We start from the raw sequence: 9,713 nt of genomic DNA, 5'->3' as shown, positions 1-9,713 counted from the left end.
AAAAACCTATCCGGTATTAGCATAAGTTTCCCTATGTTATCCCGGTCTGAGAGGCAGGTTGCCTACGTGTTACTCACCCGTCCGCCGCTAGGGTCTTAAAGACCCTCGCTCGACTTGCATGTATTAGGCACGCCGCCAGCGTTCGTCCTGAGCCAGGATCAAACTCTCCAATAAAGTAGAAAGTGAATCTGACATCAAGTAAAACACAAGCTTCATTTATTCACAGATGATTCTATCCGGTTTTCAAGGTGCATCTTTTTCCATTTTCGCTTCAAGTAGAGGCGACGTTTTTTAATATAGCATAGGCTAAAACCAAATGCAACAGGAAATTATAAATAAGTTGGGTACTAATGCGTTTTTCCGAATTATGCCCGATTAAGCCGTTAAAATACTCGTCCATACTAAGGTTAGAAACGCACAAGTCACAAAAAGCAGGAGCTGCCATGTTACGAGCGGTAAGCTACAACATCCACAGCGGTCGCGATCTCTGGTGGCGCAAACGGCTCCATCAGATGGCTGACACGCTAAAAGAGTTGAATCCAGACATCGTCGGGTTGCAGGAAGTGCACCAAAACTCCAAATACGGCTATCAGGCGAGCTTTTTGGCTGAACAGTTGCAGTATCAGCTTGCTTTTGCCCCATCCATCCCGATTGGCAACGGCCACTACGGAAACGCATTGCTCTCGAAGTATCCGCTCAAGCACGCAAAAACCGTCACACTCCCGGCGAAACGCGAGCAGCGGACAGTGTTGCAAGCTGCTTTCGACTGGAATGGAAAAAGTGTTTCTGTCTGGGTGACGCATTGCAGTTTGAATCAGGTCAGCCGGAACGCCCAGCTTCACTTCCTCGCTGAACAGATCGCAGGGGCAAACAAAACTCCCTTACTGCTAATGGGCGATTTTAATGCCGCCAACGTGTCCTTTTCCCCTGCCCTTCACGATAGCGCACGTATTTGCAATCAGGAGATGAAACATACGCTTCCGGCATTCCGCCGTCGTCTGGATTACATTTTCGCATCTGATCACTGGACCATCCAGGACTACACCCTTGCTCAAGTCAACTGGTCGGATCATGTCCCTGTCATTGTGGACGCGTGTCTGAAATAATGCCCAGCTCCCGCAAGACAAATGCTTTGACATCCACCAGCCGCGCAGGCAACGGAAACGGATTCGCCGCCCCCGCAATGACCAAAGGAATCAACGAATCTTGCTTGTGCAAAGAACCGTGGCTACCCCCGCCCAAATGAGTCGGCGCACACTCCGACAAAAACTCGTACCCTGGCGAAGCTGTCAAAATCACAACCTCATCTGCCTGGGCAAAAGCGGCTCCATACAGTCGGGAAAAAGCGTCCGGGTACGTATCAAACGCAAGCGTTTCCCCGTCAAACTGCACATCGAGAACAGCCGGATCTCCTTCGATCTCCCAGGAGCATCCATAAGCATCCGGGTACTTGCCGTTTCGCCAAAAGCTCAGCTCCTGCTTCGAGCCTCCGCGCCGAACCATGACCTTTTCTCCCTCTTTCCAGGCGATCAAATCGATTCGCTCATCCACACTGACTGCGTCGACAATCGCGGATTGCTGCCCTCCATTCACCGGGTACAAAAAGCACATGCGCTCATTGTTGCAAATCACCACTTCTACGTCACTGGTCACTTCTTTTCCCCAGGCGTGAACCGCAAACGGCCGCAACAAGGCATCCAGAGAAATGTTGTGATCCTCGCTCTCTCCGATCACAGTTTGGCCGTGGTCGGAAATCAGGATGCAGACATTGCGCTCCAGCACCTGCTCCCAAGAGCTGAAGCTGTCTAAAAAACGTACCAACTGCCGATCTACATCAGCAAGGTGCGAAACAGCCTGTTCCGGCGATTGATGGAGCTTATGATCGTTTTCAGGCAGATACACCAGCGTAAACTGGGGCTGTTTGCCACTGCGGATGACTTCAATCAAGACATCAATGGCATATGTGTCATTAATGCCGTAGCTTTCGAGCGCTGTCTGCGAAAAATTCCACGTAACCGGACGAAACAGATTCGGCCGCACCAATGTTCCCATGCTCATGATCGTCGGGCCGCTTACCATCTCGCGAAGCCGAAACGAAGTAACAGCGTCCAAAAGCGGCGGCATATGCACCTTGTGCTGCTTGTGGCCGCGGTGAGCAATCACGTTGATCGAGCCTGACACAAGCCCGTGTTCTTCCACGACTTCGTGAATGGTCTTCACCGCTTTGCTGAGATGCCGCTCATTCAAATCGAACAGCACGTTCGTTGCACAATGCGTAATTCCCAGTTTGTGCACAGGAACGGCTCCATTAATATAGTTCACGATTTTGTTCTGCTCGGAATTGAACCAGACCAAGCCCGGTATTTTGTGCTGATCCGGATAAACTCCGGTGATCAGCGAGCAGTCTATTGAAGCCGTCATCGTCGGAAAAACCGTAACGCAATCCGGGATGTACTGGCTATGCTCCATCAAAAAGCGCAGACCCGGCGCTTTGTTCGCTGCAATGCAGCGCTCCAGCACATCTGGCATCATGGAGTCGATCAAAAAAAGAATTACTTTTTTCATCGGTCTGCCATCCTTCATTCGTCATTAGTGTCGCACCTGATAGTGTTCTGCTTCCTGCTTCCGACTATACCCGCAACAAAACGGTGAGACGTTTTTCACAGAAAAAACAAGCCTTTGCTGCAATCAACAGCAAAGGCTTGTCTATTTACTAGGAAGTATAGGTCAAGAAGTGGAATCCACCCTTGCTTTGCACTTTCAGGGCAGGGTGCTTTTTCAAATAAGGAGCAAGCTCCACGTATTCATTCTCGCCGATGGCCGGATCTTTCAATAAGTGCGACAAAATAGCTGCCCGGACTTGCAGCCCTCCTGTTCCTTGTTTGAAAAGCGGTTCGACTGTCGGGAACGGGATGCCGTTGATTACAGTATCCCCATCCTCATCGCTCAGTTCCCAAGCGCGTACATTCAAGGATTGCAGAGCTTCGACCACTTGTGCGCCGTAATCTTCCACGACCAAGTCTGGCGTAAGACCGATATGGTTGACGACCGTATGCTTGGGGGTGAAATATTCGTTCAGTGTCAGCTTGAGCGCATCCCCTTCTGACAACGGAATCACTTGCTGTGCGCTGCCTTTGCCATACGTCTTCGTTCCGACCAGCTTGGCAATGCCGTGATCGCGCAAAGCGCCGGACAGAAGCTCGGAAGCAGAAGCGGTTCCGCCATTCACCAAAATGCGTACAGGAATGCCGATGTCCCGGCCGTTGCGTACCCATGTCTCCACTTCCACACCGTTGCGGTTTGTCGTATACATGAGCAGTCCGTCTTCCATGAACAGGCTTGCGATGTCTCGCGCCGTACTCAAATAGCCGCCGCCATTGTCACGCAAGTCCAGGACAAGCCCGGTCAGCTGCTTTTGGGAGCGTGCAAATTCAAGCAGTTTGTCGCGCATTTGCACAGCGCCATCAGACCCGAACGTTTCCAGACTGATGTAGCCGACCGACCCTTTGTCAAACAACTGACCTTCCGCTTCCGGAAGTGTCATCAGCGCTCTTTTCAGCTTGACCTGAAGCTCACGCTTTTCGGAAGGGCGATATACGACCAATACGGCTTCGGTTCCTTCTGCACCTTTCAAGTAAGCATACGATTCCTCAAAGCTTTTCCCCACCAGGGAGACGTCTCCCACCTTCAGCAACTGGTCGCCACGCTTGAGGACAGATGCTGCGGCCGGAGAACCGGAGACGATTTCGCGAATGATGATATGGTCGTTTTGCATCCGCAGACGGAAGCCGAATCCGACAAACTGATTTTCCACATCGGACTGGAATAGCCGCAGTTCATCTGCTGTAAAAAAGACGGTGTGCGGATCGTCGAGCGTGGAGAGCATCCCGTCGATTGCCCATGTGTTCATCGAAGCGGCATCAAATCCACCTTTTTTCTGCCACTCAGCCAATCGTTGGACGAGTTCTCCAAATGTATCATCCTCGGCGGATACGACAAGCGGCAAATCCTTGCGCTCCTTCGCCTGTTCACTGACGGATTCGAGCGCACCTTTGACCAGCTTTGCCGCTTGCGGCTTGCTTAAATGGCTCTCCATGACGTATCGGAATACTTCTTCTGTTTCCACATAAGGATTTTCTGCTGCCTGGGCTGGCACCTGTTGCCATACCGATACAGCAAGCAGGGCAGTCAGTATCCATCGACTAAACCGCTTCATGGAGTCACCCCTTTTCGTACTTCCTCTGGAATCGACAGCTTGATGCTTTTTGCGTAATCGTATTGATCTGTGCCCGAATAGGCCACATACTCATCGCTCGAATAAATCTCCTCGTATCGCCACGTATGCTTGACAACGCGATCAGTAGATTTGTCGATGTAGTATTTGTTCATGAACAGTGGCACATCTTTGACTTTGCCACGCTCAAGCAGCAAAGAGGCCGATTGTTCTGCAAGCACACTTCCCGGAATCCATTCCGTAATCACTTCCATCTCGCCGAAAGTCTGCTTGAAGTAGCGCGCGTGCAGCTTGTTCGCCCGCTCTGCAACCGGCAAGGCACCGACCCACTCATGCAAAAAGTCGAGATTGTTCGTGCTATGCCGATCCCATCTCTGCTTTTCGGAGTCGTACGAGTATTGGATATGTTTGCTGCCGTCTGTATAGGTAGCAAGCTTGTCCGATACCAACTTTTGCGGCGATTGATAAAATCCGTTGAGCCTGCTTACCTGGCTGCGCTGGTCAATCTCCTGCGTATACTTAAAGCTGAAACCGCTAAGCACAGCCTCTCCTTGAACCTGATACGAATCGGCGTTGTCGAGGCGGCGCAGCGAGTAACCAAGGTCGCTTACAATCGCAGACTGCTCCTGCAAAGAAGTCAATTCCTGGCGCAACAGCTTGCCCAACTGAACCATTCGACTGTCGGAAGCATTCGGCTTTACGGTCGCAAGCAGGGCACTCGCCTCTTCCAACCTGCCTTCCTGGTACAAGTAATAGCAAGCGTTGAGCAGCGCTTCCGGATTGTTGGCGGAAAATTGCTTGTAGCGCTCCAACGCTTTTTCCGTTTGCCCGCTCTTGATCTCCAACGCACCGAGGTAGATGGCCAACGCTTCCCACTCTTTTGAATTTGGCTTCACTTTTTGTTCATAGGTGCTTAACCGCTCCAGCACCTTCGCGAATTGCTTCTGGTCTTTCCCGGCTTGCTGCAAAGCCAAATCATACACATTGGCACTCAACAGTCTGAGCGTGTCCGGCAAAATGATTTTGTTGGCGAAATACGCGTCAATGGCACTCATCGCTTCATCCAGATTGGTGGAAATCTCTGTGCCCGGGTCCCAGCTCAAATAAAAATGAAGCCCGATCCGGTTCGCAAATGTCGTGTCCGCAAGCGCTCGCAGCAATTCAAAAGTCGCTTCGGAGTCTTCATGGTTGCGAATCGCGTCAACAGCGCTGACATATGCTGCTTCCTGCTTTGACTTTGGAGCGGTGTACGTTTCGAAATAAGGGAAAAGTTCCTCAATCTCCGGAACCATCGGAAACTTCGTACCATCATAATCCAACAGCGGCAAAATCGTATCCTGCACCAAGTAAGTAATCATGCGGTCGGCAGCCGCTGCTGCCTCTCCCCGCTTCAATTTGTCCGTTCTGTCTCCTTCAAGCCACTTCCAAGCCTTGACTTCTTCCCACGCTTTGCTGCTGTCGGGCGACATCGTGAACATTTGCATGAGCTTTGCCGCTTCTTCTTGCGTAATCGGCTGGTCCGGCTTCATTTCTTCCCCCGGAAAAACTTGCTGGATCGCATTCGGGCCATACAGCCTGTCCAGTACAATCGCTACACGCAAAGTCGGATTGTACACCCACGTCAGACGATCGACGTCTTTATAAGGAAGATACGGTTGGTCAAAGCCTTCCCCTTTTGACCATTCCGCATGTTCAGACAAAAACGTCAACGGGTAGAGCTGATACTGCCCCCCGTTGTACAACCGATCCATCAACGCCAAAAATTCAGCGCGCGACATATCGCGATTCGGGTAAAAGTGCGGAGCGTCAGTACCAGCTGCAAAAAGTCCAGCCTGTACACCTCGAATAATAGACGCTTTGGCCCAATGGTTGCTAATGTCCGAATAGGGCAGAAAGCCCCCAGCCGCAGAAGCGACGCCGGGGGTGAGCAAGGCAGCGACAAGCAACCCGCTTGAGAGCGTTCGAATTAGTTTTTGCACACGAAATCCTCCTACACTTCAGCTAGACGGCAACAAAACGTTTGTGCCGACGTTTGCACTATACAAATTGAAACGGGTCCGTGTGCACAGAGGAAGCAACCACTTTTGTTTCGTAGCCATTTGCTTTCAACTGTTCCAGCAAGTAATCCGCCAGTTTTTGTTTCATGATTTTCTCGATATTGTGGCCGGCATCAATGATGGAAAGCCCGTCCGCCTGCGCATCGTGGGCGATATGGTAGCCGATATCTCCCGTCAGGAGCACATCTGCGCCTTTGAAAATCGCCTTGGAAGCAAAAGAACTGCCATCCCCGCCTACAACAGCCACCTTTTTGACCGTTTCATCGAGATTTCCAACGACGCGAAGCCCTTGCAGCGAAAAGCGTTCTTTCACCAGTTGGGCCAAATCACGCAAGGTCAGCGGAGTCGGCAAATAGCCGATTCGACCAATGCCGTACGCCTGGCCGGATTGGTCCAGCGGAATCACATCATAAGCCACTTCCTCGTAAGGATGAGCGGCTTGCATCGCTTTGATGACAGCCGCTTGTCGGGAAGCAGGCACTACCATCTCGATCCGCACTTCCTCGACATGCTCCAGCTTGCCTTGCGAGCCGATATGCGGATTGGTTTCGTCTCCTGGCAAAAAGGTTCCTGTCCCTTCCACCTGGAAGGAGCAATGGCTGTAGTTGCCGACGTGTCCTGCACCCGCCTCGGACATAGCGGTAAACACAGCCTCTTTGTGTGTCGCCGGAACGAAGACGACGAGCTTTTTCCACGCTTCTTTTTGCAGCACATCCAAAACGTCCAGGTCGACCAGTCCGATGGCTTCAGCCAGCCAATCGTTCATGCCTCCTACTGCCACATCCAGATTCGTATGAGCGGTATAGACGGCGATGTCATGTTTGATCAACTTTTCAAAAACGCGCCCTGCCGCCAGGTCTGTCCGCAAATGCTTGAGCGGGCGATAAATGACGGCGTGGTGAGCGACGATCAAGTCTACCCCTTCGGCAATAGCTTCATCCACTACGGATTCGAGCACGTCAAGCGCGACCATGACTTTTTGCACTTTCTTTTGCAGCGTGCCTACGTGGAGACCGATTTTATCCCCTTCCATCGCCAACGATTTTGGCGCCAAACGCTCTACGTACTGAATTACGGTTTGTCCGTGTGCAAGCATGCGATCACCTCATCTATCCATTTGACTTCTTGTTCGATTTCCGCAATTCTCTGGGCGGCTTCCGGCTTGTCCGACCGCTTCAGCTGGCCCAGGACCTTTTGCCACTTTTCTCTTTCATGCTGCCATTTTTCCGCGAGAATGGGCGACTTTTCTTCCCAGAGGAACGGACCGATGCGGATGAGGTCTTCTTGCGGACGATCTTTGTTTTCGTAAGGAAAAAGGGGCGCTCCCCGTTCTGCCACCAATATCTCGTAAATGATGCCGTCTTCTTGCAAAATCGTCTCGGCAACCAATTGCCAGCCTTGTTTCAGCATCCAGCGACGCACGATCTCTTCCCCTACATTCGGTTGCAGAATCAGGCGCTGGACCCCTTCCAGCTTAAGAAGTCCTTCCTCCAAAATGGAAACGATCAGTTGTCCGCCCATTCCGGCAATGCAGACGACGTCAACTTCGCCCGGTTCGAGCACGGCAAGGCCGTTTCCTTTTCTGACTGCGGCACGATCTTTGAGTTGCAGCGTATGTATTTGCTTTTTGGCTGCCTGAAAAGGACCTTCGTTCAACTCTCCGGCAATTACGAACGAGGCAATTCCTTTTACAAGCAAATAAGAAGCCAACAACGCATGATCCGACCCGATGTCGGCGACGCGGGCTCCTTCTGGACAGTAGCGGGCAATCGTTTGCAGCCGCTTGGAAATTGTTAATGATGTCATTTATGTCTTCACCTTCCGTTGCCTCTATTCTACCCTATTTGGCAGCAATTGCGAAATGCAAAATCGCTGACAGCCGTCGCGCAAAGAACGACAAAATCCTCGCCGGACGAGCAGCGAGGATTCCAGATTGTCCAAATAATGTTAGCAGCCGATTTCTCTGGCGATGACGTTGCGCAAAATTTCTGACGTACCTTCTCCGATTTCCAGCAAGCGGGCATCGCGGAAGAAACGCTCCACCTGATACTCGCGCATATAACCGTAGCCGCCGTGAATCTGAATCGCCTGATGGGTAGCGGACATCGCTACTTCCGACGCGTAAAGCTTCGCCATAGCCGCTTCTTTTGTAAACTTGCGCCCGTGGTCCTTGAGCCACGCTGCTTTGTAGACCATCGTTCTCGCCAGGTCGATTTGCATGGCCATATCAGCCAGCTTGTGCTGAATTGCCTGAAACTGGCTCAACGAATTGCCAAAAGCGGTGCGCTGCCTCGCGTATTGCAGGGCTTTGTCGTAGGCTGCCTGCGCGATTCCTACCGCCATCGCACCGATCCCGATGCGTCCGCCATCGAGCGTAATCAAAAATTGCTTGAAGCCCTCTCCGCGTTTGCCGAGTATGTTTTCTTCGGGCACACGGACATTTTCCAGCACCAGCTCTGTCGTATTGGAGCTGTGCAAGCCAAGCTTCTCGTAGTTCGCCAAAACGCTGAAGCCAGGAGCGTCTGTCGGGACGATAAAGGCAGAAATGCCCCGTGAGCCTTTATCCTTGTCCGTCACGGCTGTCAACGCCAGAAACGATGCGTAGGAAGCGTTCGTAATAAAACATTTGGAACCGTTGATCACCCATTCCCGGTCAGACAAAACGGCCGTCGTCTTCGTGCCGCCTGCATCCGAGCCTGCGTTTGGTTCTGTGAGGCCAAATGCCCCGAAGCTCTCACCGGAACAGACTTTGCTCAAATACTTCTGCTTCTGCTCCTCAGTTCCAAACAGATATAGCGGAGCGCCGCCAAGCGAGATGTGCGCCGAATACGTAATCCCTGTGGAGCCGCAAGCCCGACTCAACTCTTCGACCACAATCGCAAAGCTTGTGGAGTCGCCCCCTCCTCCGCCGTACTCTTCCGGAAACGGCAGGCCCATCAAGTTCAACTCGCTCATCTGCTTGAATATTTCGACAGGAAATTGCTTGGTGCGGTCCCGCTCATCTGCGCCAGGCGCTACGACTTCATCGGCAAACTCCCGCATCATTTTTTTGAGCATTTGCTGCTCGACAGTCAAATCGAAATTCATGTTTCGCTGCCCCCTTGAAAACGCTTTAGTTAAGAAATACCAAGACAAGCACTATTATGACTGAGCGTTTGTTCAGAATACTCTTTCCATTATACACCACGATTGGCTTGTATGTGTGATTTCCACAAAAAAAACACGCCTATCGCTGGCGTGCTCCTATGAAGATCGCTCCGACAAAAGCAAGAGCGCCCAATATGTATCCGATGCTGTATGTTTTTGCACCCATCAACTGTGCAGCCGTTTCCCCCGCGAGAAAGACGACAGCCAGCAATATGCCGATCAACACCTTCGTTTTGCTCTCCAATTACCCTCACCTCATTTTCTCTCTAACCCAA

8 protein-coding genes and 1 rRNA gene are annotated in these 9,713 nt (G+C 51.6%); 1 reads left to right on the top strand and 8 read right to left on the bottom strand.

Annotated elements, in window-relative coordinates; translation table 11 throughout:
• Window positions 1–174 (bottom strand): 16S ribosomal RNA (locus M2298_RS24650); the annotation flags it as partial.
• A 269-nt stretch (window positions 175–443) separates the two neighbouring features.
• Here M2298_RS24650 and M2298_RS24645 point away from each other — a divergent pair.
• Window positions 444–1,106 (top strand): endonuclease/exonuclease/phosphatase family protein, encoded by a 663-nt coding sequence (locus tag M2298_RS24645; RefSeq protein ID WP_217022450.1) that lies wholly within the window; start codon window positions 444–446, stop codon window positions 1,104–1,106.
• Here M2298_RS24645 and M2298_RS24640 read toward each other — a convergent pair.
• From M2298_RS24640 to M2298_RS24610, 7 genes are all read right to left on the bottom strand, one after another.
• Window positions 1,081–2,565, bottom strand: a complete 1,485-nt coding sequence (locus M2298_RS24640; protein WP_217022449.1) for an alkaline phosphatase family protein — start codon at window positions 2,563–2,565, stop codon at window positions 1,081–1,083. The two genes, M2298_RS24645 and M2298_RS24640, sit on opposite strands and share 26 nt — an antisense overlap.
• Window positions 2,566–2,713: 148 nt before the next feature.
• Window positions 2,714–4,216 (bottom strand): S41 family peptidase, encoded by a 1,503-nt coding sequence (locus M2298_RS24635; protein ID WP_173598579.1) that lies wholly within the window; start codon window positions 4,214–4,216, stop codon window positions 2,714–2,716.
• Window positions 4,213–6,213, bottom strand: a complete 2,001-nt coding sequence (locus tag M2298_RS24630; RefSeq protein ID WP_280649207.1) for an S-layer homology domain-containing protein — start codon at window positions 6,211–6,213, stop codon at window positions 4,213–4,215. Before M2298_RS24630 ends, M2298_RS24635 begins: the two co-directional genes overlap by 4 nt.
• A gap of 58 nt (window positions 6,214–6,271) precedes the next feature.
• A complete protein-coding gene (locus tag M2298_RS24625; RefSeq protein ID WP_173598580.1) occupies window positions 6,272–7,387 on the bottom strand; it encodes a Nif3-like dinuclear metal center hexameric protein in 1,116 nt (371 codons plus the stop codon).
• Window positions 7,363–8,097: a tRNA (adenine(22)-N(1))-methyltransferase gene (locus M2298_RS24620; RefSeq protein WP_122964080.1), complete on the bottom strand. Its 735-nt coding sequence runs from the start codon at window positions 8,095–8,097 to the stop codon at window positions 7,363–7,365. The genes M2298_RS24625 and M2298_RS24620 overlap by 25 nt, the downstream gene beginning before the upstream one ends.
• A gap of 141 nt (window positions 8,098–8,238) precedes the next feature.
• Window positions 8,239–9,378 (bottom strand): acyl-CoA dehydrogenase, encoded by a 1,140-nt coding sequence (locus M2298_RS24615; RefSeq protein WP_173598581.1) that lies wholly within the window; start codon window positions 9,376–9,378, stop codon window positions 8,239–8,241.
• A gap of 139 nt (window positions 9,379–9,517) precedes the next feature.
• Window positions 9,518–9,682 (bottom strand): hypothetical protein, encoded by a 165-nt coding sequence (locus M2298_RS24610; protein WP_167470280.1) that lies wholly within the window; start codon window positions 9,680–9,682, stop codon window positions 9,518–9,520.
• Between the last annotated feature and the right edge of the window lie 31 nt (window positions 9,683–9,713).

The sequence above is a fragment of the Brevibacillus sp. 1238 genome, assembly GCF_029892995.1.
In the GTDB taxonomy this organism is placed as follows: Bacteria; Bacillota; Bacilli; order Brevibacillales; family Brevibacillaceae; genus Brevibacillus; species Brevibacillus parabrevis.
Note: the sequence above shows the minus strand (reverse complement) of the source record. Positions and strands in the feature narration are given on the sequence as shown.